This is a genomic window from Microbulbifer zhoushanensis (assembly GCF_021729055.1).
In the GTDB taxonomy this organism is placed as follows: Bacteria; Pseudomonadota; Gammaproteobacteria; order Pseudomonadales; family Cellvibrionaceae; genus Microbulbifer; species Microbulbifer zhoushanensis.
Map to the genome: position 1 here is coordinate 272549 of NZ_JAJSAO010000006.1, position 26800 is coordinate 299348.

At 61.8% G+C, this 26800-nt stretch carries 24 protein-coding genes; 4 read left to right on the forward strand and 20 right to left on the reverse strand.

What is annotated here, in order from left to right:
* Positions 1-59: 59 nt before the first annotated feature.
* Entirely contained in the window at positions 60-359 is a 300-nt protein-coding gene (locus LVD10_RS14200) for a DUF1540 domain-containing protein (RefSeq protein ID WP_233006058.1), read from the forward strand.
* A 181-nt stretch (positions 360-540) separates the two neighbouring features.
* Complete coding sequence (locus LVD10_RS14205) at positions 541-1290, forward strand: 4'-phosphopantetheinyl transferase family protein (RefSeq protein ID WP_233006059.1); 750 nt, start codon at positions 541-543, stop codon at positions 1288-1290.
* Positions 1291-1363: 73 nt separating this feature from the next.
* Here the strand turns inward: LVD10_RS14205 and LVD10_RS14210 are convergent, their stop codons facing one another.
* From LVD10_RS14210 to LVD10_RS14290, 16 genes are all read right to left on the reverse strand, one after another.
* Complete coding sequence (locus tag LVD10_RS14210; RefSeq protein WP_237064062.1) at positions 1364-3193, reverse strand: DUF885 domain-containing protein; 1830 nt, start codon at positions 3191-3193, stop codon at positions 1364-1366.
* 215 nt (positions 3194-3408) lie between these two features.
* The gene (locus tag LVD10_RS14215) at positions 3409-5139 is read right to left on the reverse strand and encodes an AMP-binding protein (protein WP_233006061.1); all 1731 of its coding nucleotides are present in this window, start codon (positions 5137-5139) and stop codon (positions 3409-3411) included.
* Between the two features lie 217 nt (positions 5140-5356).
* Complete coding sequence (locus tag LVD10_RS14220) at positions 5357-7522, reverse strand: prolyl oligopeptidase family serine peptidase (protein WP_237064064.1); 2166 nt, start codon at positions 7520-7522, stop codon at positions 5357-5359.
* Positions 7523-7888: 366 nt separating this feature from the next.
* Entirely contained in the window at positions 7889-8887 is a 999-nt protein-coding gene (gene lipA, locus LVD10_RS14225; protein WP_233006063.1) for a lipoyl synthase, read from the reverse strand.
* Positions 8880-9596 (reverse strand): lipoyl(octanoyl) transferase LipB, encoded by a 717-nt coding sequence (gene lipB, locus LVD10_RS14230; protein ID WP_233006064.1) that lies wholly within the window; start codon positions 9594-9596, stop codon positions 8880-8882. Before lipB ends, lipA begins: the two co-directional genes overlap by 8 nt.
* Positions 9596-9877, reverse strand: a complete 282-nt coding sequence (locus tag LVD10_RS14235) for an HP0495 family protein (RefSeq protein WP_237064066.1) — start codon at positions 9875-9877, stop codon at positions 9596-9598. The genes lipB and LVD10_RS14235 overlap by 1 nt, the downstream gene beginning before the upstream one ends.
* A gap of 182 nt (positions 9878-10059) precedes the next feature.
* On the reverse strand, positions 10060-11223 hold the full coding sequence (locus LVD10_RS14240) for a D-alanyl-D-alanine carboxypeptidase family protein (protein WP_370636792.1): 1164 nt from the start codon (positions 11221-11223) through the stop codon (positions 10060-10062).
* 90 nt (positions 11224-11313) lie between these two features.
* Positions 11314-12195 carry a septal ring lytic transglycosylase RlpA family protein gene (locus LVD10_RS18010; RefSeq protein ID WP_305080411.1) on the reverse strand — a complete coding sequence of 294 codons (882 nt, stop codon included), beginning with the start codon at positions 12193-12195 and terminating at the stop codon, positions 11314-11316.
* Between the two features lie 178 nt (positions 12196-12373).
* Positions 12374-13363, reverse strand: coding sequence for a lytic murein transglycosylase B (mltB, locus tag LVD10_RS14255; protein WP_233006067.1), 990 nt, complete (start codon positions 13361-13363; stop codon positions 12374-12376).
* 91 nt (positions 13364-13454) lie between these two features.
* A complete protein-coding gene (rodA, locus tag LVD10_RS14260) occupies positions 13455-14600 on the reverse strand; it encodes a rod shape-determining protein RodA (RefSeq protein WP_233006068.1) in 1146 nt (381 codons plus the stop codon).
* The gene (gene mrdA / locus LVD10_RS14265) at positions 14593-16482 is read right to left on the reverse strand and encodes a penicillin-binding protein 2 (protein ID WP_233006069.1); all 1890 of its coding nucleotides are present in this window, start codon (positions 16480-16482) and stop codon (positions 14593-14595) included. The genes rodA and mrdA overlap by 8 nt, the downstream gene beginning before the upstream one ends.
* Positions 16483-16611: 129 nt before the next feature.
* Positions 16612-17088, reverse strand: a complete 477-nt coding sequence (rlmH, locus tag LVD10_RS14270) for a 23S rRNA (pseudouridine(1915)-N(3))-methyltransferase RlmH (protein ID WP_233006070.1) — start codon at positions 17086-17088, stop codon at positions 16612-16614.
* Positions 17085-17429, reverse strand: coding sequence for a ribosome silencing factor (gene rsfS, locus LVD10_RS14275; RefSeq protein ID WP_233006071.1), 345 nt, complete (start codon positions 17427-17429; stop codon positions 17085-17087). The genes rlmH and rsfS overlap by 4 nt, the downstream gene beginning before the upstream one ends.
* 6 nt (positions 17430-17435) lie before the next feature.
* The gene (gene nadD, locus LVD10_RS14280; protein ID WP_237064068.1) at positions 17436-18131 is read right to left on the reverse strand and encodes a nicotinate-nucleotide adenylyltransferase; all 696 of its coding nucleotides are present in this window, start codon (positions 18129-18131) and stop codon (positions 17436-17438) included.
* Between the two features lie 37 nt (positions 18132-18168).
* Positions 18169-19461, reverse strand: coding sequence for a glutamate-5-semialdehyde dehydrogenase (locus LVD10_RS14285; RefSeq protein ID WP_255701158.1), 1293 nt, complete (start codon positions 19459-19461; stop codon positions 18169-18171).
* A gap of 119 nt (positions 19462-19580) precedes the next feature.
* A complete protein-coding gene (locus LVD10_RS14290) occupies positions 19581-20156 on the reverse strand; it encodes an LON peptidase substrate-binding domain-containing protein (RefSeq protein WP_233006073.1) in 576 nt (191 codons plus the stop codon).
* Between the two features lie 127 nt (positions 20157-20283).
* On the opposite strand from LVD10_RS14290, the gene ypfJ reads away from it, so the two are divergent.
* Together ypfJ and LVD10_RS14300 are read left to right on the forward strand one after the other, a co-directional pair.
* The gene (gene ypfJ / locus LVD10_RS14295) at positions 20284-21192 is read left to right on the forward strand and encodes a KPN_02809 family neutral zinc metallopeptidase (RefSeq protein WP_233006074.1); all 909 of its coding nucleotides are present in this window, start codon (positions 20284-20286) and stop codon (positions 21190-21192) included.
* A gap of 94 nt (positions 21193-21286) precedes the next feature.
* Complete coding sequence (locus LVD10_RS14300; RefSeq protein ID WP_233006075.1) at positions 21287-21568, forward strand: peptidylprolyl isomerase; 282 nt, start codon at positions 21287-21289, stop codon at positions 21566-21568.
* A 108-nt stretch (positions 21569-21676) separates the two neighbouring features.
* Here the strand turns inward: LVD10_RS14300 and LVD10_RS14305 are convergent, their stop codons facing one another.
* The 4 genes from LVD10_RS14305 to mpl all read right to left on the reverse strand — a co-directional run bounded on the left by LVD10_RS14305 (position 21677) and on the right by mpl (position 26706).
* Complete coding sequence (locus LVD10_RS14305) at positions 21677-24268, reverse strand: efflux RND transporter permease subunit (protein WP_237064070.1); 2592 nt, start codon at positions 24266-24268, stop codon at positions 21677-21679.
* 107 nt (positions 24269-24375) lie between these two features.
* Positions 24376-24636, reverse strand: coding sequence for an Rdx family protein (locus tag LVD10_RS14310; RefSeq protein ID WP_255701159.1), 261 nt, complete (start codon positions 24634-24636; stop codon positions 24376-24378).
* Positions 24637-24644: 8 nt separating this feature from the next.
* Positions 24645-25289 carry a flavin prenyltransferase UbiX gene (locus LVD10_RS14315; RefSeq protein WP_255701160.1) on the reverse strand — a complete coding sequence of 215 codons (645 nt, stop codon included), beginning with the start codon at positions 25287-25289 and terminating at the stop codon, positions 24645-24647.
* Between the two features lie 25 nt (positions 25290-25314).
* Positions 25315-26706 carry a UDP-N-acetylmuramate:L-alanyl-gamma-D-glutamyl-meso-diaminopimelate ligase gene (mpl, locus tag LVD10_RS14320; RefSeq protein WP_233006077.1) on the reverse strand — a complete coding sequence of 464 codons (1392 nt, stop codon included), beginning with the start codon at positions 26704-26706 and terminating at the stop codon, positions 25315-25317.
* Between the last annotated feature and the right edge of the window lie 94 nt (positions 26707-26800).

Here is a 26800-nt window from a genome sequence, read left to right on the forward strand (position 1 = left end):
GCGCTGGGCTAGTCTCCAACATATCTCCCCATCCATCCCAGGAGCAGCCAAGCGAGGCCATGATGATAATTGCCACCGATATGCCGGAAGTCGCCAACTGCGCTGTCACCCAGTGCGCCTTCAACACCGATGATTCCTGCCACGCCCGCGCCATTACCATCGGCCATGGCCAGGATCCGGACTGTGACACCTTCTTCGACAACTCGCAGCACACCGACAGTGACCGCACCGCCGGGGTCGGCGCCTGCAAGATGACCGACTGCAGCCACAACGATGACTTCGAGTGCTCCGCGGACAGTATCCAGGTGGGCAAGAGTGGTAATTCGGTCAATTGCCTGACCTACAGCGCCCGGCACTGAACCTCCCCATTCCACCCGGCCACCTGGCCGGGTGGGAAACCCGCACCTTGCATCCCAGCCGCTGCGGCCCTTCCGCCGCAGGCAATTCCCCCTCCGCAGGATCTGTGTTGAAATCAGTGGTCAAAGCCGCCGCTTGGCGGATATGGACACCTTCAATGCAAATGGCAAGGATGGCTGAGGCATGCTGGATTCCGCCGACCCGGTCGAACTATCACGGCGATTTGCCGGCCCGATAACAGCGGTCGAGTTGCCGGGCCTGAGTGGCGTGGCGGGGCTGTGCGCCGAGACCCGGTTCGACCCCGGGGCCTACGATGACCAGCTCTACCAGACCCTGCAGGTCACCTTTCCCCGCTCTCTCGCCAGAGCCGTGCCCCGGCGCAGGGCTGAGTTCCTCGCCGGTCGTTACCTGGCCGGCACCCTGCTGCGCCGCCTGGGATCCGTGCAAACCACAGTCGGCATGGGTCAGCAGCGCCAACCACTGTGGCCAGAGGGTTTCACCGGCTCCATCACCCACGACGCCGGCCGTGCAATCTGCACCGTTGCGCCTGCGCCTGCCATCCTCGGGATCGACTACGAGCCAGTGCTCCCCCGGGGACAGTGCGCAGAAGTGCTCGCAGCGATTACCGCCGGTGGTGAGGCGGGGCAACTGACAAGAGTATTCGGCGACCCGGCGCTTGGAACGACTGTGCTGTTCTCGGCCAAGGAAAGCCTGTTCAAAGCCCTCTACCCGCTGGCGCGAGACTACTTTGAATTTACCGATGTGGGACTGGCGACTGCCTACCCATCGAAAGGACTGCTGCAACTGGAAGCCCTGCGGGACCTGTCAGCAATAGTACACCGGGGGCAGGTATTCAGGCTCGGCTTCCGTCGGCATGGCGGCGGCATCCTTACCTGGCTGGTCGATGGTGCAGAATCCCGGCCAGCCGGTTAGCCACCGGGTGCGGGATGCCAAACCGGAACCAGGAACTGCTGCCCCGGCTCCCGGTTCTGGAAGAGGCCAGTGATCAGGCTGCTGCGCTGCCCGATGCCAGGGTGTCCGCGATATATCGGTTCACGATTTTCTCGAGAATATCCAGCGGCACCGCGCCGTTCTTCAGCACCACATCGTGAAAGTCGCGCAAATCAAAACGATCACCCAGCTGTTGCTCGGCCTGCTCGCGCAATTCCAGGATCTTGATCATGCCGATCTTGTAGGCTGTCGCCTGGCCGGGCATGACGATATAGCGCTCGATTTCCGCGGTGACATCGCTCTCTGCCATGCCCGTATTTGCCAGCATATATTCGATCGCCTGCTCCCGCGTCCAGCGCTTTTGGTGAATGCCGGTATCCACCACCAGGCGCACCGCCCGGAACAGCTCCGCTACCAGGCGACCGACATTGTCGTAGGGGTTGTCCTGGAAACCAAGCTCCCAGGCCACCCGCTCGGCGTACAGCGCCCAGCCTTCGGTGTAGGCCGTGAACGGCGCCATACGGCGCAACAACGGCATACCTTCCAGTTCCTGCGCAATCGCGATCTGGAAGTGGTGCCCGGGGATGCCCTCGTGGTAGGCCAGGGTGCGCATTCCGAATTTTGGCGTTGCCTCGATATCATAGAGGTTGGCAAAAAACCGTCCCGGGCGGCTGCCATCCAGTGCCGGCTGTTGATAATAGGCACCGGGCGCGGTCTTTTCCTTGAACTCGGGAATGCGGACAACCTCCAGCCCGGCCTGGGGACGCACGCGGAAAGCGTCATCCAGGCCCGCACTGATCTCATCCAGGATCTCCTGGTAATCAGCCAGGATCTGCTGACGCCCCGCATCGCTGTCCTCGTAATAAAATTCGGGACGGTCATTCAACTCATCTATGGCCGCGGTAAATCCGTCGGAGGTGTCCATGCCCTGCTGTGCCAGGATCTCCAGTATTTGCCCCTGGATCCGCTCAACTTCTGCCAGCCCAAGGCGGTGAATTTCGTCCGCGCTGTAATCGGTGGTAGTGAACATCTTCAGGGCCAGCCGGTAAGCCTCTTCCCCCTGCGGCAGGTGCCAGTAGCCATGGTCGGTGCCGGCGCGGTCAGACAGGTTGGCGAAGTAACTGATCAATCCCTGGTATGCGGGATACACATGGGACTCGATCCGCGCTTCGGCCTTCTCGAGCATGGCACCTGCCTCTGCGGGAGCGATGGCAGTGGACTCATCCATCTTTTTCGCCAGTGAGGTGTAGAGAATATTCTCCTCCACCGGCGTTTTCACAAATCCACGCATTTCGTCGAGTACCCGTTCAATCACAAAGCGCGGCGGGATGATGCCGCGGTCCTCGCGAATGCGGAGGTCGTCCAGTAACTGGGCGAATTTGGTTTCCACAGCCTCCAGGCGCGAAAGGTAATTCTCCGCGTCCTCCAACTCGTGTACCTGGTGCTGGGCCTCCATAAAACTGGGATAGCCGTTCTGAACGCCAAACAGCTGGTTGACCGGGTAGGTGTGATAGCGAAACTTTTCCGCCTCGGTCACCATATCGGCCAGGTAGATGGCAATTTCCCGGGTCAGTTGCTGCTGTTCGTCCAGGCCCTCATAGCGGTCAAGCGTCTTCCGGAACTGGCGGAAGTCCGCAAACATGGCCTCGGTTTTTGCCGTGCTGATCTCGTCCAGCTCCGCGTTGTGCCCCTTGATCCCGAGGGATTCCAGGAAACCCAGTGAGGTGAGCATTTCCGGGCTGTCGAACGCGACTTTCACCAGCTGGCGATCGACAAAGACACGGAATGAGAAAGGTTTTTCGGCATACCATTCATGGGCAGCCAGGGAGCCGGCGGCCACTACCAGTGCCAGCAGGCTGCCGCCGATTATTTTCAGGATTTTCACAGTAAGGCTCTCTGTTCTTTTCGATCAGCCACGCATTCGGCACAGGGGCCAGCCGGTAGCGATCCAGGTCTTGTATATCAGGACACGCCTATTTCATGCCCCATCGGACTCACACCACCACGATGCGGAATTGCGACCGTATTCTTTTTATAGTCACAGAGAGAATACACTGATCCCGCCAGTGAATCACAACGAATCACAGCGGGACGCCCTTGCTAGTCGATGTCCGTGGCCGGTCGTTCGAAGCCACTGTCCCGGGGCGAACGTTCGGCCGGGGCAGCAACCGGCTCCCGGACCACCCCGGTGGCGGTCGGGTGCGCCTCGATCCAGGGACGATACTGTGCCTCCACGGCCTTACGCTTGATTTTAAGCGTGGGTGTGGCCAGTTCATTCTGCGGTGTCCAGTCGCCCCGGACCAGGAATATCGCCCGTATGCGCTGATGATAGGCCAGCGTTTCATTGACGGCTTCCAGGTCCCGGGACAGCTGCTCCGCACACTCGTGCGGATCCATTTTTTTTGCCAGCTCGGACAGAGTCGCCAGCATTACCGGCTGGTCCATGCCGTGCCCCAAAACACATACCTGCCCCAGCAGCGGGTTATCACCGAAGCGGCCCTCGAGCTCGGGAGGCTGGATAAACTTGCCCTTGCTGGTCTTGAAGGAATCGGCCAGGCGGCCTGTAACGTGCAGCAGCCCATCACTGTCGATATAGCCTTCATCACCGGTGTGATAGTAGCCGTCCCGGAGCACTTCGGCGGTTTTCTCCGGCTCCAGGTAGTAGCCCTTCATCAGTGCGCGACTGCGAAACAGGATTTCGCCCCGCTCGGATATTTTCACTTCGCAGTCCCAGAACGGCTTGCCCACTGTGCCCGGAACCGGCGTTTCCCCCATGTGGGTAATGCAGCCATAAATAAAATTCTCGGTCATGCCATAGCCATCAGTGACCATCATGCCCATGCGGTGGTACCACTTCTGCAAATCGATGGAAATCGGCGAAGCGCCGGTTACCAGCATTCGCGCCTGGTCCAACCCCAGTCCCTTTTGCACCTTGTTGCGGAACCAGCGATTGACCCCGGGGAGCTGTAACAGCAGATGCTGGATGCGTGGCGGTATCTTTGCGTCGATCCCTTCCTTGAACTTGGCCCACAGGCGCGGTACCGAGAAAAACATGGTCGGGCGGGTACGCTGCAGGTCTGCAAGGAAAGTATCGAGGGACTCGGGAAAGTGTACCGGGGTCCCCGCATAAAGGCTGTGGAACTCGACCACGATCCGCTCGGCGGCATGCGCCAGCGGCAGGTAGGAAAAAAAACGGTCACTTTCATCAAAACCGAAGCCACGCACCATATTCGGCACGGCGAAAGAGATTGCCGACCAGGTATGCATGACTCCCTTGGGGTTACCCGTGGTACCCGACGTGTACATGATGGTGAAGACCTGGTCATCGGGATAGAGGGGACAGTCGGTTATGGCCCGGTGCTCGGCCACCAGCTGCTCCAGGGATTCATCACAGTCAATCTCACAACGCTGGATTGCTACAGAAGGCAGGGTCGCAGCGACTTCCTTCAGGGCCTCATTGTCGTCACTGGCACCACAGAAAATCAGCCGTGACTCGGAATGCTCCAGCACATAGCGCATGGATGTTGTGGACTGGCCCGGGTATAGCGGGACACTGACCATACCCGCCAGCATGATGGCAATATCGACGATGATCCAGTCAGCGCAGTTCTTGGCATGAATCGCGATCCGGTCACCGGGCTGGTACCGCTCACCGAGGAATGCAGCAATACGGCGAGCCCGGTCCATGACCTCGCCCCAGGTGTATTCGCGCCACTGGCGTTGCTGCATCTGCCGCAGGTATATGCGGTCGGGCTGCTCCCGCTCCCGTTGGTAGAGGATATCCAGGGGCTGCCGGCCCTGCAGGCCAGCGTACTTCTCTTCAGGGGTCATACCGGCACCTCACAATCGTTATTGTGTTTGTTGTGGCTCTGCGGCTACCTCATCGCTGTTTTGCGGTCCCTCTGCCAGGACCAGAAGCTAGTATAAGCATAATTTTTTGCGCCTGTCGCAGCTGTTCGGCAGGCCCCAGCCGGGCAGCGGGTGACTTACCCGGGCAAAAAAAAAGCCCGGCAATGCCGGGCTTCCAGATAACACTTTAAAAGTGAACTTAATTTGGCAGCGATTTCATCCCCATATTGAACAGGGTAAAGCTGAAGATATCCGCGTACTGTTCGATGCTCTTCGAAACGGGGGTGCCCGCCCCGTGGCCGGCCTTGGTTTCGATACGGATCAGTGTCGGGGCCGCCCCCGCCTGCTTGGCCTGCAGCTCTGCGGCAAACTTGAAGGAATGAGCCGGCACTACACGGTCATCATGGTCTGCGGTGGTGACCAGGGTGGCCGGATACTCCACGCCCGCCTTCACATTGTGTACCGGCGAGTAACCCTTCAGGTACTCGAACATCTCCTTGCTGTCCTCAGCAGTGCCGTAATCATAGGCCCAGCCAGCACCGGCGGTGAAAGTGTGGTAACGCAGCATATCCATCACGCCCACCGCCGGCAGGGCGACCCGGAACAGGTCCGGTCGCTGGGTCATAACCGCACCAACCAGCAGCCCGCCATTGGACCCACCACGAATGGCGAGGTAATCGCTGGATGTGTAGTTCTTCTCGACCAGGAACTCGGCCGCAGCGATAAAGTCATCGAACACGTTCTGCTTTTGCAGCTTGGTGCCCGCCTTATGCCAGTTTTTGCCGTACTCGCCGCCACCTCGGAGGTTGGGCACCGCATACACGCCGCCCAGCTCCAGCCAGGCTGCGTTGGCGATACTGAATGATGGCGTCAGGCTGATATTGAAGCCGCCATAGCCATACAGGATGGTCGGGTTCTTGCCGTCGAGCTCGAGCCCCTTCTTGTGCGTGATCATCATGGGCACACGTGTGCCATCCGCGGAGGTATAGAACACCTGGGTGGACTCGTAGCGATCGCTGTCAAAGTCCGCACCGGACTTCCGGAATACAGTGGAGTCACCTTCATCCGCATCCAGCGCAAAGATGGTTGAGGGTGTCTTGTAGTTGGTGAACGAGTAATAGAGGACATCGTCCTCACGCTTACCGCTGATGGAAGAGGCACTTCCCGGCCCGGGCAGCTCGATCTCGCGCACACGCTCGCCATCGTAGTCATACTGGTAGACCTTCGACAACGCATCGACCATGTATTCAGCAAAGAGGTAGCCACCGCCAGTGGATGCAGTCAGTACATTCCCGGTTTCGGGAATAAAATCCACCCAGTTGTCAGGGGAGGGAACCGACGCATCAACAGTCACAATCTTCTTGTTCGGTGCATCGCGATTAGTCACCAGGTAAAGCTTGCTGTCGACATTATCGATCACGTAGGTATCTGATTCGAAATCCTCCAGCACCGGTACCAGTGGGGCCGACTCCTTTGTCAGGTCGCGGATGAAAAGATCATTACCGGACGTGGAACGGGCCCCGGAGATAACCAGGAAGCGGTCGTCCTCGGTCACGTAACCCTGAACATAGCGGCGCTTCTGTTCTGGCTTGCCTCCGAAAACCAGGCGGTCCCCGGATTGCGGCTGGCCCAATTTATGATAGTAGAGCTTGTGCTGGTCGGTTTTCGCGGACAGCTCACTGCCCTCTGGCTTGTCATAGCTGGAATAGTAGAACCCCTCATTGCCTTTCCAGGAGATGCCGGAAAACTTCACGTCCACCAGCGGCTCCTCGAGGACCTCTTTCGTTTCGGCATCCATGACAATGATCTTGCGCCAGTCACTGCCGCCCTCGGAGATGGCATATGCGGCGATAGAGCCGTCCCGGGAAAAGCTCAGGGTAGCGAGCGATGTGGTTCCATCCTCGCTGAACTGATTCGGGTCGAGGAAGACCTCGGCCTCGCCTTCGCCCTTGCGGCGCCATACCACGTACTGGTCCTGCAGGCCGTCGTTGCGATAGAAGTATGTGTATTCCCCCTCGGTGAAGGGGCGCCCCACTTTCTCATAATTCCACAGGGATTCCAGCCGCTGCTTCAGTGTCTCGCGATAGGGGATACTTTCCAGGTAATCAAAGGTGACAGCGTTCTGCGCCTCAACCCAGGCCCCGGTTTCCTCACTGCGGTCATCCTCCAGCCAGCGATAGGGGTCTGCCACTTCAGCACCGAAATAGGTATCGATCACCTCGCCCTCCCTGGTTTCCGGGTAAACAATATCGGCGACGGGATTGTTCGCCACGCTCTCGCTTGCCGAGACCTGTGATTCCCCCGGGGACTCCCCGGAACAGGCAGCGAGGAGGCCGACAACAGCCAGTGAGGTAAGCTTTCTCATGCGTAAGTTTCTCGCGTCTTCTTATTGGACATTCCGGCAGGACAACCTGCCTCCAGCTACGGCGACTTCCGTCACCACAGCAAGGGAAACAGCAAACCGCTTCCGGCAATAAATAGCAAGCCGCCCCCGGGCGACAGGATATTTACCCGGGAAAACAGCGACTGGCAGCCGCATACCCCGCCAGCCCGCCGTCTTACAAAGGAATCTGTCAACCGTTATTCCGGAGTGAACAGCTGAAAGGGAGAGTGTGTGCGGGGGAAACCTGCAGCCATGGAACAGCTCGGCAGCAAGGTTAATGGGGCGGGGAAAAATAAAGGGCGATGCCCGGTTGGGCACCGCCCTCAATCGAGACGCCAGCGGTGGGACCTAGCCCACCTTTTCGCCGTGCGCCTGCTTGTCGGCGTGGTAGGAGGAGCGCACCAGGGGACCGCAGGCCGCATGCTTGAAGCCGATCTGCTCCGCATAGCGGCGGTATTCCTCGAACTCGTCGGGGTGCACGTAACGCTGTACCGGCAGGTGTTCCTTGCTGGGCTGGAGGTACTGGCCAATGGTGAGCATATCGATGTCGTGCTCGCGCATATCATCCAGTACCCGGAAAATCTCTTCCTTTTCCTCACCCAGGCCCACCATCAGGCCGGACTTGGTCAGCACATCCGGGCGACGTTTCTTGTATTCCTTGAGCAGCTTCAGGGACCACTTGTAGTTGGCGCCCGGGCGGGACTCACGATAGAGGCGCGGCACCGTCTCCAGGTTGTGGTTGAACACATCCGGGGCCTCGGCTTCAAGGATATCCAACGCCACATCCATCCGGCCGCGGAAATCCGGCGTGAGGATTTCCACCTGCAGGTTGGGGGAGTGCTCACGGGCAGTACGAATGCATTCCGCAAAGTGCTGGGCACCACCATCGCGCAGGTCGTCTCGGTCCACGGAGGTGATCACCACGTAGCGCAGGCTCATGGCCGCGATGGCCTCGGCCAGGTGCTTGGGCTCTTCCGGATCCAGCGGGTTGGGCTTGCCGTGGCCGACGTCGCAGAAAGGACAACGGCGGGTGCAGATCTCGCCCATGATCATGAAGGTAGCGGTACCACCGCTGAAGCACTCGTGCAGGTTCGGGCAGCTGGCCTCCTCACACACGGTGGCCAGCTTCTGCGAACGCAGGATTTTCTTGATCCGGTCCACTTCCTTCGAAGCCGGCACCTTCACCCGGATCCAGTCCGGCTTGCGCAGTACCTGGTCACTGGCAATCACCTTGACCGGGATGCGCTCAACCTTTTCGCCATCCCGCAGTTTCTCGCCCTGCTTCAGTCGGCGGGTCCGTTTTACCGGTACCAGGTCGGGCTTCTCAGTTCTGGAATCGTCAGCCATTACTCGTTTCCTGCTCCTCTTTGCCCTTTTCAGGGGCGCTTGCACGCGCAAAAATTTGCTCGTCTACCGGTTGCCAGTCGGCTGCCGGCAGCGAGAGTGCACGAAGCAGTTCGCGCACGAAAATATCCGCTACCTGCGACCAGGCAGGTGTCGGTTGAATCAGCTCGGCCATCTGCACCATCTGCATGCCCGCGTAGCCGCAGGGGTTGATCCGCAGGAAGGGCGCCAGGTCCATATCAATATTGATGGCAATGCCGTGGAAACTGCAGCCGCGGCGCACGCGCAGGCCGATCGAGGCAATTTTACTGCCCGCCCGCGGCCCATCCGTGAGGTAGACACCGGGGGCATCGGCACGGGGTGCCGCAACAATACCGTACTCGGCCAGCATGGCCACTGTCGCCTGCTCCAGGCCCGAGACCAGGTCCCGTACTCCCACCTTGATCCGGCGCAGGTCCAGCAGCGGATAGACCACCAGCTGTCCCGGGCCGTGGTAGGTCACCTGCCCGCCGCGATCCACCTGCACCACCGGGATATCCCCGGTATTGAGCAGGTGCTCGGCCTTGCCGGCCTGGCCCTGGGTGAATACCGGCTCGTGCTCGACACACCAGATCTGGTCTGCGCTGTTCTCGTCGCGCCGATCGGTGTAGCTGGACATGGCGCGCCAGACGGATTCGTAGTCGCGGCGCCCGAGGTTACAAACCCTGGTCATCACATCACCATATGGACGGAGGGGTGGGCCTTCAGCTCATCGAACAGGGCCTGCAGCTGGGGCTCGCCGGTGGCGAGGATATAGAAAGTCATCGAGGTAAAGCGACCGTTGCGGCTCTCCCGCAGCGTGACGCGGTCCTCATCTAGGTCCGGCGCATGGCGGCGCATCACCTCTAGGACAAATTCATGGGTCTCATCATCGGAATCCCGCACCACTTTGACCAGGTAGTCTTCACAGGGGAATTCGATCTTCGGGGGCTGCTGGCTTTGATCTTGGCTCATTGCACTCTCTCCGGGCCGCATAATTGCACATTAAATAAACACAGTAGCGGCCGGGCGGCGATTATACAGCCCCGGGAGTGGAGTGGACAGGGATCACAGGATTTGGCGGGAACCGCACAGTTGGCGGCGAAAATGTCCGCCCCCGCGCCCCGCATCAGGGGCACAGGGGGCGGACAGGAGAGTTATTCGAAGAAGCTCATCACGAAGCGTTTCAGGGCATCCCACATACGCTTGAAGAACCCGGCCTGCTCCACCTCTTCCGCGGCAACGGCACGAACATCTGCGACCGTTTCACCATCAAGGGTCACGACCACCTTGCCCAGCTGTTGGCCCTTTTTGATCGGTGCCTCCAGCTCGCCATCGATGATCAGGTCAGCCTTGATGCTCTCCTCGCCACCGCGGGGAATGGTGACGAAAACATCTTTCTCCACCGCGATGCCCACCTGGGGCTCCTTGCCACCCCAGACACGCTCGCTCTGCAGCACATCGTCGGCACTGTATACCTTGTGGGTCTGGTAGTAGCGAAAGCCGTAGGCCAGCAGTTTCTGGGACTCGGCAGCGCGCTTGTCATCGCTATCGGTTCCCAGTACCACGGAGATCAGGCGCATGCCCCGCTTCTGCGCGGATGCCACCAGGCAGAATCCGGCGGCCTCGGTGTGGCCGGTCTTGATACCGTCCACTGCATTGTCGCGCCACAACAGGCGATTGCGGTTGGGCTGGTTGATACCGGCGTAGCTGAAATATTTCTCGGAGTAGATCTGGTAGTGCTCGGGGTGATCATTGATCAGTGCCCGTGCCAGCGTCGCCAGGTCACGCGCCGTAGTCATATGCCCCTCGGCCGGCCAGCCGGTAGCATTCTTGAAGCTGGTATCGCGCATCCCCAGCAGCTCTGCCTGCTGGTTCATCACCTCGGCAAACACTTCCTCGCTGCCGGACACGTATTCCGCCAGTGCGATACTGGCATCGTTACCGGATTGGATGATAACACCGCGCAGCAGGTCGATCACCGGCACCTTGTCACCGACCTTGACGAACATCTTGGAGCCGCCTTTCTTCCAGGCCTTCTCCGAGATGGGGACCAGGTCCGTTTCCTTGATGCTGCCTTTCTCGATCTCCTCCGAGACGATATAGGCAGTCATCATCTTGGTCAGGCTGGCCGGCGGCACCTGCTTGTCCGCATTGTGCTCCACCAGCACCTGCCCGGTGTGGGCATCAACCAGCAGGTAGGCGGTCGCGGCCAGCTGGGGCGGCGCGGGAATCAGCGGCTGTTCAGCAACGGCTACGCCGGTGGTCAACGTCAGTAGCAGGCTGGCAAAAAGGCGCTTAAGCATGGCTGAAAGTCTCATTATTCCTCATGTCAGTTGGATATCCATACAAATCGGGCCGCTCTTCCGGCCCGGCTGTTCGCGGCGACCCCCACTGGGCCCATATGCCGCTCAGTCGTAAACGACCTGGGGGGTGCCGAGACGGTTCTCCTCGACCGACTCGCGCAGCGCCACCAGCGCGCGTTGCTGGGCAATGGGCCCGATACGCACCCGGTAGAGCGTTGTGCCGTCAGCCCGAACCGGACTGACCGATACAGGATAGTCGACCACAGCCGATACCTGCCCGCGTATGCGATTAGCCTGGGTGGCGTCGCTGAACGCGCCCACCTGCAGGAAAGTATTATCAGGCAGCTTGAAGCTGGCATCCTGGGCCAGGGCTTCCCTGGCGGCCACATCCTTTTCACGGACCAGCGTCTCATTCGCGGCCGGCAGGGTCTGCGGGTCGATGGCCGTCACTTCCACCCGGGCCACCCCCTTGTCGATATACCCCAGCTTCTGTGCCGCGGTATAGCTAAGATCAATGATGCGGCCCGGCACAAACGGTCCGCGGTCGTTGACCCGCACGATCACGCTGCGACCGTTCTCGAGGTTGGTTACCTTGGCATAGCTGGGCAGCGGCAGGGTTTTGTGCGCCGCGGACATGGCGTACATATTGTACACCTCGCCATTGGCGGTACGACGGCCGTGGAACTTGGTGCCATACCAGGACGCATGGCCGCGCTCACTATAGCCCTTGACTCCCCGCAACACCGAATACCTGACACCGTTCACCACATAGGGGGATTTGTTGCCCGCCTTACCGATGGGCTCCCGGACCGGGGTCGGTTCCGGCGCCGCCAGCATATCCACTGGCTGCGGCGGACCACTGTCCTTGACCGTATCCGGCGCCGGGCCCGGAACCGGTTTGCGTGTTGGCTTCTGGGCCTGGTGGCTACACGCCGCCAGCGCCAGCACGGCAATCATCGCCGCAATTCGCGAATTGGTAAGAATCATGGTCCCCCCACATACGGTGCCCAACCGCACACCCACTAGTTATTGGATTTGAACAGGCAAAGAAGAAAATCAGGTCAAATTGATTCTTTTCTGGTTATTTGGTTCAGTCTAAATACACGAATCCCGCGAGTTCCAGGCGGAAGGAAGCGGGATTCGGGGCCATTCGGCACTCGCGCGATCAGGAACGGCCGCCGCGCGCCTTGACGATTTCCTGGGCCAGGTCGTAACCGGCCATGGCGTACAGGCGGCTGCGATTGTAGCGTGTTATGACGTAAAAGTTTTTGAGCCCGATCCAGAATTGCTTACCGTTTTCGGTCTGCAGTGAGAAAACATTGGCCACCATATCGTCCTCGACCTGGGTAGTCGCCGGGAACCCCTTCTCCGCCAGCTGGCCGACGGTCCACTTGGGCTCAAGTGAGTCGTTGACGATGGTCATGTCCGCATTCGGGCGCGGGTTGGCCAGCACAGTCACCGGCTCCAGCGGCAACCAGCCATGGCGGGCCAGGTAGTTGGCGACACTGCCGATGGCATCCTCGGTATCGCGCCAGATATCGACGCTGCCGTCGTTGTTGAAGTCCACCGCATAGGCGCGGTAACTGGAGGGCATAAACTGGCCGAAGCCCATGGCACCGGCGTAGGAGCCCTTGAGTTCGCGGGGATCCATGTTCTGGTCGCGGGTCAGCAACAGGAAGTTTTCCAGCTCCTTGGTAAAGAACTTGGAGCGGCGTGGATAGTTGAAGGCCAGGGTCGCCAGGGCGTCCAGCACACGATAACCGCCCATATTGCCACCGTAGCGGGTCTCGATGCCGATAATGGCGACAATCATCTCCGCCGGCACGCCGTAGCGCTTTTCCGCCTCGGCCAGTGCATTGGCATTTTTGTCCCAGAAATCCACTCCACCGCTGATGCTCCGCGGGGTGACAAACAGCTTGCGGTATTCATACCAGGGCTTGGCTTTTTCCGCCGGGCGCTGGATAGCCTTGAGGATCGAATCCTTGCGCTTGGCCTCGCGCATCAGCTGGGACATTTCCTCGCGGTCGAAATCGTGTTCGGACACCATGTAATCGACAAAGGCCTGCGCCTCCGGGTTGTCCGCATGGCCGGGCTCCTGCGCGCATGCGGCGAGCACGAGCCCCATCCCTGCCAGTAATCCTGTGGTCCACTTCAAAACAACCGCTCCTGTTCTCATATAGTGCTTCTCTACGTCCAAGTTTTTATTTACTACAGCAGACCACCCACAATGATGGCAGCTGACGGCACTAAAACGACACCCGTCGCCTTTCCGTGCCTATGGCCATGAGGATACCGAAGCCCGCCATCAGGGTGATGACTGAAGTGCCGCCGTAACTCACCAGCGGCAGGGGCACCCCCACCACTGGCAGCAATCCGGTCACCATGCCGATATTCACAAACACATAGACAAAGAAAGTCAGCGTAATACTCCCCGCCAACAATCGCCCGAATACATCCTGGGCCATAAAACTAATATAGATCCCCCGGGCAATGATCAGCACGTATAGCAGGAGAAGCAACAAAGCACCGCGCATGCCCCATTCCTCGGAGAGTACCGCGATGATGAAATCGGTATGGCTCTCCGGCAGGAAATCCAGCTGCGACTGTGTTCCCTGCATATACCCCTTGCCGTAGATGCCGCCGGAACCGATCGCAGCCTTGGACTGGAAGATGTTCCAGCCGGCGCCAAGCCGGTCTGCATCCGGGTTGAAGAGGGTGAGAATGCGCTGGCGCTGGTAATCCCGCAGGCCCCACTGCCAGATCGGCCAGGCTGCCATCAGCAGCGCCAGCAATGCGCCGCCGATCATGCGCCAGCTGAGGCCGGCCAGGTAGAGGGCGAACACACCGGAGGCTGCGATGAGGATCGAGGTACCCAGGTCGGGTTGCTGGACGATCAGCGCCGCCGGTATGGCGGCAATCGCCAGGGCGCCGGCGATGCTGATCAGTGATGGCGGCAGGGTGCGCTTGTGCAGGAAGGCCGCCACCGACATTGGCACCGCCAGCTTGAGGGCCTCCGAGGGCTGGAAGCGGAAACCGCCAATCTCCAGCCAGCGCTGCGCGCCCTTGGCCCCCACCCCCACATAGAGCACCGCCACCAGCAGGCAGCAGCCAATGACATACAACCAGGGCGACCAGCGCCGGTACATATCCGGTGGTATCTGGGCGGCCACCAGCATGCCGGCGAAGGCGACCCCCATAAAGATCGCCTGGCGGCGCACATGGTGAAACTCCCCCCCGGAGGCACTGTAGAGCACCACCAGGCCGGTACCGCATAGAATCAACAACAGCACCAGCAGGGGTACGTCGATATGCCAGCGGCGCGACAGGCTGACCGGGCGGCTGAGGCTGCTGTGGGAATCCGGCAGCCGGTGCATGAAATCGCGACTAGCCACTGGTCACCTCCTCCCCGGTTTTCGTGTGGGCGCGTGCTGTTTCCTCGAGCGGGCGCGATATCCAGTCGGCAAACAGCTCCCGCGCCACCGGCGCGGCAACGCCGCCACCGGTCTCACCATTTTCCACCAGCACCGCCACAGCGATCTGCGGATCATCCACCGGGGCAAAAGCGATAAACAGGGCGTGGTCCCGGTGACGCTCTTTCAATGCTTCGGAATCGTATTGCTCCCCCTGGGCGATGCCCACCACCTGCGCCGTGCCGGATTTGCCGGCGACGCGGAAATCCAGGTCAGCACCGGCCTTCTTGCCGGTACCCTTCTGGTGATAGACCACCGACTCCATGCCCTCAAAAATCAGGTCCCAGTTCTCTTCGCTGGCCTCGACGTGGTGCAGCACTTCCGGCGGCTGCTCGACACCGTCAATCGCCATTACTACCTGCGGTTTGAAGTGCGTACCGCGGTTGGCCATGGTGGCGGTCATCACCGCCAGCTGCAGCGGCGTGGCCAGCACAAAGCCCTGGCCCAAGACGGCGTTCAGGCTGTCCCCCGGGAACCAGGGCATGCCGCGGGCGCCGCGCTTCCAGGCCCGCGACGGGAACAGGCCCGGCCGCTCGATGGGGAGGTCGATCCCGGTCCTCGCGCCGAGGCCGAAGCGGGTGGCGATGTCGTGCATACCGTCGATGCTCCAGCGGTGTGCGGTGTCATAGAAGAAGACATCACAACTCTCGGTCAGGGCCTGGATCAGGTCGATCTTCTCCCCGTGCCCCCAGCGCTTCCAGTCCCGGTACAGCCGGGTGTCGTTGGGCAGCCGGTAGAATCCCGGGTCCTTCACCTCGGTCTCGCGGTCAATCACACCGGCGGCCAGCGCACCCAGGCCCATCATCGGCTTGAGCGTCGACCCCGGCGGGTACTGGCCCTGCAGGGCACGGTTGAACAGGGGCACATCGAGGGAATCACTCAGGGCCCGGTAATCCTTGAAGCTGATGCCGGTCACGAAGAGGTTGGGGTCAAAGGACGGCTGGCTGACGAATGCCAGGACACCGCCATTCTTCACATCCAGGGCCACGACAGCACCGCGGTTATCGCCCAGGGCTTCAGTGGCCACCTGTTGCAGGCGGGCGTCCAGGTGCAGGGTCAGCTCGCTGCCAGGCTTGGGATCGTGGCGCTCCAGCACCCGCAGGACCCGGCCGCGGGCGTTGGTCTCCACATTCTCATAGCCCACTTCCCCGAGCAGCACATCCTCATAGGAGCGCTCCAGCCCCACCTTGCCAATACTCTGGGTACCGCGGTAGCGCCGCACGTCCTCCTCGGTAAAGCTGGACAGCTCCCGGTCGTTGATACGCCCGACATAGCCGACACTGTGGGCAAACAGCTTCTTGAGGGGGTAATAGCGCACCAGCTCCGCCTCCACCGACACCCCCGGCAGGCGAAACTCATTGACACTGATGCGGGCAATTTCCTGCTCGGACAGGCGAAAGCGCAAGGGGATTGGCTGGAAGGGCCGACGGCGCTCCAGGCGGTCGCGGAATTTCTTGACGTCACTCTCGTCGAGCTGCACCAGGCGACCGATCAGTTCCAGGGACGCATCCAGGTCGGAGACCCGCTCCATCACCAGGGACAGCGTATAGCTGGGCCGGTTGTCCGCCAGCATGGTGCCGTTGCGATCGTAGATCAGGCCGCGGGTGGGGGGCACCGGACGCACCTGGATACGGTTCTCGTCCGACTGGGTGCGGTAGTCCTCGTAATTGACCACCTGCAGGTGATAGAAGCGCGCCACCAACACAGAAAGCAACGCCACTACACCCGCCAGCGCCACCAGCATACGATGGCGGAACAGCCGCTGCTCGGTGTGGCGGTCTTTGAGTTGCAGATCTTCGACCATGGGAATTCGCTGGCGATACTCAGGCTAAGTGGCGCAAAAATTGTCTATTTTGCATACATTATCACAACTGACCAGCGATTAATGGGCAGTGGTCATCACTGCCCAGACAGGCCAGCCGCGGTTGTCGGGTCACTTGTGGTAGGGATGACCGGTCAGCAGGGTCCACGCACGATATAGTTGCTCCGCGAGCACCACGCGCACCAGCGGGTGCGGCAGTGTCAGGGGCGAGAGCGACCAGCGCTGGCGGGCCCGCGCGAGCGCCTCGTCAGCAAGCCCGTCGGGGCCGCCGACCAGCAGGCTGACGTTTTCCCCCAGCATCTGCCAGTCCGCCAGCTGGCGGGACAGCTGCTCGGTGGACCAGGGCTTGCCCTTCACGTCCAGCGCCACCACATGCTCTCTCGGGCCGAGTGCGGCCAGCATGGACTCCCCCTCCTTGCGCCGGGCCTTTTCGACCAGCGCCGGCGAGTTTTTCTGGCCCCGCTGCCCCAGGGGGATTTCCACCATCTCGAGGGTCATCTCCCGCGGCAGGCGGCGGGCATACTCGCTGTAGCCCTCCTGCACCCAGCCCGGCATCTTTCCGCCGGCGGCCAGGATACGGATCTTCACTGCTTGCCGTCGCGCGATGCCGGGGTCATGGACCAGAGTTTCTCCAGCTCGTAGAAGCTGCGCGTCTCGGCCTGCATCACGTGCACCACCAGGTCGCCGTAGTCCACCAGTACCCAGTCGCTCTGCTCCATGCCCTCGACACCGATCGGCCGGATACCGGCTTTTTCCCGGACCTCGTCCACCACGTTATTGGCCAGCGACTTCACCTGGCGATTGGAGGTGCCGGTGCAGATCACCAGCGTGTCCATCACGTCGCTCAGCTCCGAAACATCCAGGGCCACAATGTCCTGGCCTTTCAGGTCCTCGAGCGCGGTAACGGCAATATCTTTAATCTTTGTCATAACACCTTAATTCTGGCCGGCACCATCGCCGGCCCCTGTATAGAGTTGATTGTCTTCAATGTACTGTAAGACCGCCGCCGGCAGCAGGAAGCGCGGCGAGCGGCCGTCCGCCACCAGCTGGCGGATATGTGTGGCCGAGATCGGCAACAGGGTCTGCTCGCGCAGCACCAGGCGGCCGCGGGGTTCCGAGAGCAGGTGGCTCACCTCGCCGGCATGCCGCTCCACCAGTACCGCCACCTCCTCGTGGCCCGGCCCCGAATTCCGGTGCGGTAGCTGCCAGCCCGGACGCGTCACCACCACCAGGTGGGCCAGCTCCAGCAGGTGCTCCCAGCGGTGCCAGGACGGCAGCGTGAGCAGCGAGTCCAGGCCCATGCAGAAAGCCAGCGATACCTCTTCGCCCAGCTCCGCACGGAGCTCCTCGAGCGTATCCACGGTATAAGTGTCGCCAGCCCGCCGCAGTTCACGTTCATCCAGTTGCAGTTCACTGCAACCCCGCAGGGCGATCGCCAGCATCTCGCGGCGATGCGCCCCCGATACCCCGGGGGTCTCGCGGTGAGCGGGGCGATGGCTGGGCAGCATACGCATTTCGTCGACCCCCAGCGCCTCTTTCAGTTCCAGCGCCATGCGCAGGTGGCCGAAATGCACCGGGTCAAAGGTACCGCCGAACAGCGCAATGGAGCGAAGTCTGCGCGCATCCGCCATGGCTGCCTCCCCTGTCCCCGTCACCACTCGCGCCGGCTCACTGGCGAACCTGCCCGTCGCCCAGCACAATCCATTTCTGTGAAGTGAGCCCCTCCAGTCCCACGGGGCCGCGGGCGTGGATTTTATCCGTACTGATACCGATTTCAGCCCCCAGGCCGTATTCAAAGCCATCGGCAAAACGCGTCGACGCATTCACGATCACAGAGCTGGCGTCAACCTCGGCCAGGAAACGCCGGGCACGACTGTAGTCCTCGGTGACAATGGCCTCGGTATGCCCGGAGCCGTAACTGGCGATATGCTCCATGGCGCCATCAATGTCTGCCACCACCCGGATCGCCAGGATCGGCGCCAGGTACTCCTCACTCCAGTCGCCCTCGCTGGCCTCGGCGCAGTCACCCAGCACCTGCCGGGTACGCGGGCAACCACGCAGTTCCACGCCCTTGTCACGGTAGGCCGCAGCCAGTCGCGGCAGGATATCGTCGGCAACCCCGTCCGCCACCAGCAGGGTTTCCATGGCGTTGCAGACGCCGTAGCGATGGGTCTTGGCATTCAGGGCAATATTGAAGGCCTTGTCACGATCGGCGCGGTCGTCGATATACACATGGCAGACGCCGTGCAGGTGCTTGATCACCGGTACCCGCGCATCGCGGCTGACCCGCTCGATCAGGCCCTGGCCACCGCGGGGGACAATCACATCCACGTACTCGGGCATGCTGATCAATGCCCCCACGGCCGCGCGATCGGTGGTATCCACCACCTGGACCGCAGTTTCCGGCAGGCCGGCCTCCCCGAGACCAGCGGCGATGCAGGCGGCAATGGCGCCATTGGAGTGCAGGGCCTCACTGCCACCACGCAGGATCGTGGCATTGCCGGACTTGAGGCACAGGCTGGCAGCATCGACCGTCACGTTGGGGCGCGATTCATAGATGATGCCCACCACACCCAGTGGCACACGCATCCGGCCCACCTGGATACCGCTGGGCCGGTAGGCCATGTCCTCGATCTCGCCAACCGGGTCCGGCAACTCGGCGATCTGCTGCAGGCCAGCGATCATCGCGTCGATGCGCTCGTCGTTCAGCTCCAGCCGGTCGAGCAGTGCCGCGTCCAGGCCACTGTCGCGGCCGGCCTGCATATCCCGCGCATTGGCTTCCCTGACCGCCTCACGGTCACTATCCAGTCGCGCCGCGATCGCCCGCAGGGCACGGTTCTTGGTGGCCGTATCCGCCCGGGCCATCAACCGCGAGGCGGCGCGGGCGGCACGCCCCATCCCTGCGATACGTTCCTCGGCGGACTGCTGCCCGGCCTCTGCCGGGGTACTGGCGCTGTTCACTATGGCTCTCCGTGCTGTTTACTGCATGACCGGTAATAAATAAGGCCGCGCAGTATAACGCACCGACAGCGCAATGCGGCCAAACGGCAGCGCGGAATGAAACCCGGCCGGGCTGCGGACTACTCCCGGGTCCAGCGGTCCAGGTTGGATGCGATGGTGGCGAGGCGTTCCAGCGGGTCCCCGGTACCCAGCAAGTCGATCCGCACGCTGTCCTCCAGCGGCAGCAGCTGGGCCAGCTGCCACGACAGGGCATCCGCAGAGTCGACCGGGGAAAACTTGAGGGACAGCATGGCGGCGTGGTCTTTCAGCTCCTCCAGCATTGCCAGCAGGCCGTCGCACTCCGGGGGGACGGGCCGCTCCGGCTCGTCGGGCAGCCACTCCACATCGCCCAACAACAGGCCATCCTCCGCCCGCCGGGTGTCCAGTAGCCGGAAGCGGCGCTGGCCGAGCACGTCCACATGCAACAGGCCCTCGTCGCCCTGGCTCCAGTCGACAATCTGCACTTCCACGCCAACCGGCCAGACCTGCGCCCGCCCCACCTCACTGCCGTCGCGAATCAGCACCACCCCGAAGCCGGTACCGGATTTCAGTGATTCACTCACGAGCCGCAGGTAGCGCTGCTCAAAAATCCGCAATGGCAGGGTGATGCCGGGAAACAACGCGACACGCAGGGGAAACAGGGGGATCTGCTGCAAAACGGGCTCTCACTCCGGACCGGTAACTCATTAAAAGATAACATCTGCCGTCCGCCAGCCCACCCCCGAAAAAGAATTTTGTGCCACCTGGTCTAGACTCTAGGAAAAGTGGTTGTGGAGAATGCCCATGCGGTGGCAGAAAGGTCGCAGAAGCAGCAATGTGGAGGACCGCCGCGGCGAATCCGGGGCCGGGGGCGCCGGTGGCCTGGGTAACCTGCTGGCCCTTGCGCCGCTGTTGCTCCGCAGCAAGACCGGCTGGATCATCCTGGCGGTACTGGCACTGTTCTACCTGTTCGGCGGAAACCAGCTCTTTACCGGCGCCCCCCGGGAAGCCCCCCCGGGGCTGGACAGCGGCCAGGCTGGCCAGCCCGGCACGGCAGCGGGCTCCGGCAGTGATACGGTGGCGGACTTTGTCTCGGTCGTGCTCGCCGACACCGAGGACACCTGGGGCAAGCTGTTCCAGACCGCCGGTTCCCGCTATACCCCCCCCAAGCTGGTCCTCTATGACGACATGATTCGCTCCGCCTGCGGCACCAACTCCTCCGCCGTGGGGCCCTTCTACTGCCCTGGCGACGGCAAGGTCTACCTGGACCTGGATTTCCTCGGTGAACTGCGCAGGATGGGTGCTTCCGGTGACTTTGCGTTTGCCTACGTCATCGCCCACGAGGTCGGGCACCATGTGCAGAACCTGCTGGGCACGTCCCAGAAAGTGCAACAGGCGCGCATGCAGTCTGACAAGGCCACCGGCAATCGCCTGTCCGTCATGCTCGAGCTGCAGGCCGACTGCTACGCCGGCGTCTGGGCCTTCTATGCACACCGTGACCGCCAGATGCTGGAGCCCGGCGATATCGAGGAAGGCCTGGCCGCTGCCTCGGCGGTTGGTGATGACGTGATCCAGCGTCGCTCCGGCCGGGCGATCACGCCCGACGCCTTCACCCATGGCAGCGCCGAGCAGCGCATGTTCTGGTTCAAGCGCGGCTTCACCACCGGGGACGTGAACCAGTGCAATACATTCGCTGCCATGTCCGGCCAATAACGCACGCTTCACACGCAATATTGAGAATGCGGCTGCTAAGCTCACACCGCATCCGCTATCATCGACAACCTTTCAGACCAATTGGAGAAATACCATGCCGAAAGCCACTGCGCGCCACATCCTGGTAGAGACGGAAGAAAAGTGCCAGGAACTGAAAAAGAAAATCGAGGAGGGTGGCGACTTTGCCGCTATCGCCCAGGAACAATCCAAGTGCCCTTCCGGGCGCAACGGCGGCGACCTTGGGGAGTTCAGCAAGGGACAGATGGTGCCGGAATTCGATGAGGCCGTGTTTACCGGTGAGCTGAATAAAGTCCTGGGGCCGATCAAGACACAATTTGGCTATCACCTGGTAGAGGTCACCAGTCGCAGCGACTGATCAATTGCCTGCGCCCACTGAGACCAACGGCCCAGGGGGCGCAGCTATTGTCACTTTATGTCAATGCACCCTCTCGGGCTATCGGGCGCTCGCCAACCCTGGTCCATCTCACTCGGCCACCGCGCGGGCTTCGCCTTCCCCTTCAGTCACCACTGCGGGCTTTCCCCGCGCCTCCGGGGCCGTCAGCGGCCTGATCAGCAGCAGCAACAGCGGCAGCAGGGTCAGGGAACCCAGCAGCGCTGCCGACATAGCCAGGGCGGTCAGCAGGCCAAAGTAGATCGACGGCACGAACTTTGACAGTGCCAGGATCGAGAAGCCGGCAATAATGGTAACCGCGGTGTAGAACATGGCCCGGCCGATGGTCGCATGGCTGCGGTGCATGGTCGCTACATAATCGCCGTCTTTGGCAAACTCTGCGCGGAACCGGTACAGGTAGTGGATCGCATGGTCCACACCGATCCCCACGGTAATCGCCGCGATGGTGATGGTCATCATATCCAGCGGGATCCCCGCCAGGCCCATCCCGCCGAGCACCACGGTGGCCGCCAGCATATTGGGAATCAATGCGATGATCGCCAGCCACAGCGAGCGGAACAGTACCAGGAACATCAGCAGAATACCGATAAACACAGCACCCAGGGTGAGGATCTGCGACTTGAACAGGCTCTGCAGCATGTTGTTGTAGAGCACCAGCAGGCCGGTCTGGCGGATATTCTCGGGTGCGATGCCCAGGTCGTTGTGCGCGTAATCGTGGATACGCTGGATCAGCTCATCGCGGCGCAGGTTCGGGTCTGTCTCCATGACCCGCAGGGTGATCCGTGCCTGGTTGTGCTCCAGGGACAGGTACGGCTCAACCAGTACATCGGTGATTTCCTGCGGCAGGCTGGTACGGGCCACGGCCAGCTCAAAATCGTTCAGCGGGCCGTTATTCAGGTCGCGCGCCACCTTGTACAGGGTCGCCAGCGACTGCACCTTGCCGATTTCCGGCTGTTTCTCCAGGTAGTCGTGCAGCTTCTCGATCTTGTTGAGGCCGGCCACGGTAAACCAGTAGCTGTCCTGCACGCCCTGCCCCTCTGATGCAAAGGGGTCCTCCTCCACCGCGAAAGGATCCTCGGCCTTGCCATACTCATCACCGCCTTCCGCAGCGAAGGGATCCTCCTCTCCCTCGAAGGCAGGCTCTTCCTGCTCCGGCTTGTCGAGGATGATGTCCAGCGTCACCGTACCGCCCAGGCGGCGATCGATCACCAGCATGCCCTGGTAGATCTCGGTGGAGCTGTCGAAATAATCGATAAAGCGGTTTTCCACTCGCAGCTGGGTGGCCCCGGCCACGCTGATTACCGCGGCGACGGCGGCAGCGCCCAGTACGATCCCGCGGCGGCGCTCGGCAAAGCGCGAGAACAACAGGGTGAATGCGTGGGAGTTGTCCTGGCTGACCCCGTCACTGCGCTTGGGCAGCAGTACCAGCGCCGCGGGGATAACCAGGAATGACATCACCAGCGCCAGTGAGACACCAATCACCATCATCCAGCCGAAATCGATCACCGGGCGGATACCACTGACAACCAGCGATGCGAATGCGACGATGGTGGTAAGGGCTGTGTACAGGCAGGGCTTGGCCATAAAGCGCACCGCCGCCAGCGCCAGGTCCTCCCGGGTCCAGTCCGGGTTCTGCGCGATGAATTCCCGGTAGCGCACCGACAGGTGGATGGTGATGGCCAGGGTGATGATCAGCAACAGCGCCACAAAGTTGGCGGAGATCACCGTCAGGCGCCAGTCCAGCCAGCTCAGCAGGCCCAGCATGGTCACCGCAGTGACGATACAGGTGGCCAGGGGCAGCAGCACCCAGCGCACCTGGCGGAAAATGATCAGCAGGGTCACGATGATGAACAGCAGGATGCCCACCCCGAACACCACCAGGTCGCTCTTGATAAACGCAATCATGTCGGCGGTGATCATGGACACACCGCCCAGGAACAGCTCTGCATCAGCCCGGTAACCGTCGAGGATCCCGCGCACTTCCGCCACGCGCTCACGGGACTCGAGGTCCATCCGGGTGCGGTGCTCCAGGTAAGTCTGGCTGACCTCTTCCAGGCGCGCCGCCTCCGCTTCAGTCAGGCCCTCCTCATTGCGCTTGCGGCGCAGGGCATCCCGCTCGCGCACCAGCTCGATACCGCGCTGGTCCAACTCCAGGTTTACCAGCAGCGCCGTGGTCTGGCCGTCGGGACTCAGGATCAGGTCGCGGTAAATAGGGCTAGACAGGAACTCCTTGCGCGCCTTGTCCTTGTCGGTACCCGGCGTGGACAGGGTGCGGATACCATCGGAGATTTCCGAGATGGCGGGCTTGGGGCTGTACAGCAGCGGCACGTCCAGGATCGTCTGTACGCTCTCGACACCGTCCACCTGCACCAGCTCGTCCCGCAGGTTGCCCAGGGTGGCCAGGGACTCGTCCTGAAACAGGTCGCCGTGGCGATACTTGTAGGTAACAACCAGGAAATCGCCGGTAGCGTAGCGCTTGGCGATCTTGCGGTAGTAATCCAGCGCGTCGTCGGTTTCCAGCGTCAGCGAGTCCGCCGAGGCATCGATCTTGAAGCGCGGCAGGCCGGCGGCCGCGGCCAGGGTCAGCAGCACCACCACCGCGAGCACCGTCTTCGGGCGCCCGGTTACCAGCTTTTCGTAGAAGGTCTTGAAAGCAGACAGCATAAATTTTCGCTATGTAATCGTAATAACAGGTTCACGCGCGCCGCCAGGCGGCCGTGAACTGCCGGCCACGGGGATACCCGCGGTGACGGCACCGGGCCCGGGAACGCTCATCGGTCCACGTGCCCCAGGTCTCGGTCCGGGAATAACAGATCCCGGACCCGCCGTTTGAGTTCCTTGGGCGAGGGAAATCCCCCGTCCCGCACGCGCTCCCAGATGGGCTGCCCGTCCACGGAAATCTCGAACACTCCCCCGCTGCCCGGCTGCAGGGCCACCTGCTGCAGGTCGTCGGAAAAGGTATATAACAGCTCCTGCGCCATCCAGGTGGCGCGCAGCATCCAGTTGCACTGGACACAGTAATGAATGGTCACCGTGGGCTTCACCGGCCACGCCCTTCGCCGGCGGGCTCGCCCCAGCGCGGCAGCAGGGCCTGCTCCACGCCCAGCTGGTCGAGCAGGCGCGCGACGATAAAGTCCACCAGGTCTTCCACCGTCTGCGGGCGCTGGTAAAAGCCAGGGCTGGCGGGCAACACGGTGGCACCCATGCGCGTCAGCTTGAGCATATTCTCCAGGTGAATCTCCGAATACGGCGCCTCACGGGGTACCAGGATCAGCTGGCGACGCTCCTTGAGCGCCACATCTGCCGCGCGCTCGACCAGGTTGTTGGAGGCCCCGCAGGCGATTGCCGACAGGGTGCCGCCGCTGGCCGGGCAGATCACCATACTGGCCGGGGCACCGGTGCCGGAGGCCACCGGCGAGAACCAGTCCCGCTTGCCGAACAGCTGCAGCTGGCCCTCGCGGGCACCGAAGCGCGCCGCCAGGAAGGCCTCCACTTCGGCATCGCCGCCCTCGGGCAACCGGCAGTCGGTCTCGGTATCAATCACCACCCGCGCAGCGTCGGACAGCAGCAGCCAGACGCGACAGTCCGCCGCCAGCAGGCACTGCATCAGCCGCAGGCCATACTGGGCCCCGGAGGCACCGGTAATCGCAAGGGTGACGGTTTTGCTGAACGGGTTCTGGGACAAATCGGTTTCCCTCAGGAACGGTGCGTCACGACGGTGCGCCGCCGTACTTCTGCTCCAGCGTATCGAGCAGCCGCTGGTGAATACCGCCGAAGCCGCCATTACTCATGATCACAATGTGACTACCCGGTTCGGCCAGGTTTACGGCGGATTCTACCCCAGCCTCTATATTGTCGAAAATCTTTGCCGGCACAGGGGAGTGGTGAACCACATCACCCAATGACCAATCCATGCCCTCCGGTTCATACCAGAGCACCAGGTCGGCGCCGGCACAGGCCTTCGCCAGCCTGCCCTGGTGGATTCCCATACGCATGGTATTGGAGCGCGGTTCAATCAGGGCAATGATGCGGTCACTGCCCACTTTGGCGCGCAGGCCATTGAGGGTGGTTTCAATAGCGCTGGGGTGGTGGGCGAAATCGTCGTACACACTGATATTGCCGACGCGACCCAGGCACTCCATGCGCCGCTTGACTCCCTCGAACTGCTGCAGCGCCTCGGCCGCCACCGCCGGGTCCACGCCCACATGGCGCGCCGCTGCCATGGCCGCCAGGCCATTGCGGACATTGTGCAGGCCGGTAAAGGGCCACTCCACGCGCGCCACTTCAGCCCCGCGGAACTGCACCGCAAAGGCGGTACCGTCGGCAGAGATATTCACGGCACACCAGTCTCCCAGCCGCACACCGTCCTCGCCCTCGCAGGTGAAGCGCTGCACCTCGGTCCAGCAGCCCTGCTCCAGTACCTGCTCGACGGACTCATCGGGCGCAGACACGATCAGGCCATTGCCGGGCACGGTGCGCACAAGGTGGTGGAACTGGCGCTGGATATCCTTCAGGTCATTGAAGATATCCGCATGGTCGAACTCCAGGTTATTGATCACCAGCGTACGCGGGCGGTAGTGCACGAACTTGGAGCGTTTGTCGAAGAAGGCGGTATCGTACTCGTCCGCCTCCACGACAAAGAACGGGGTTTCCCCCAGTCGTGCGGAAACGCCGAAGTTGCGCGGCACCCCGCCGATCAGGAACCCGGGCTTCATATCCGCGCTCTCGAGGATCCATGCCAGCATGCTCGCGGTGGTGGTCTTGCCGTGGGTACCGGATACCGCCAGCACCCAGCGACCGCCCAGGAAGTGGTCACACAGCCACTGGGCGCCGGAGGTATAGGGCAGCCCGCGATCCAGAACCGCCTCCACCGCCGGGTTACCCCGGGACAGCGCATTGCCGATGATCACCAGGTCCGGCGCCGGCTCCAGCTGGGCCGGGTCATAGCCCTCGGTCAGGTGTATCCCCGCCTGCTCCAGCTGGGTGCTCATGGGTGGGTAAACGTTGGCATCGCTGCCGGTCACTTTGTGCCCCTCGGCCACCGCCAGCTGGGCCAGGCTGCCCATGAAGGTGCCGCAGATACCTAATATATGAATATGCATACCGTAAAAGATTGCTCTTGCTGGTCGCGAAGGCGGGCAAGCTTACCACGCCGCCGGGCAACCGTGATTGTCAAATCCCGCCGTTTCCTGTGCA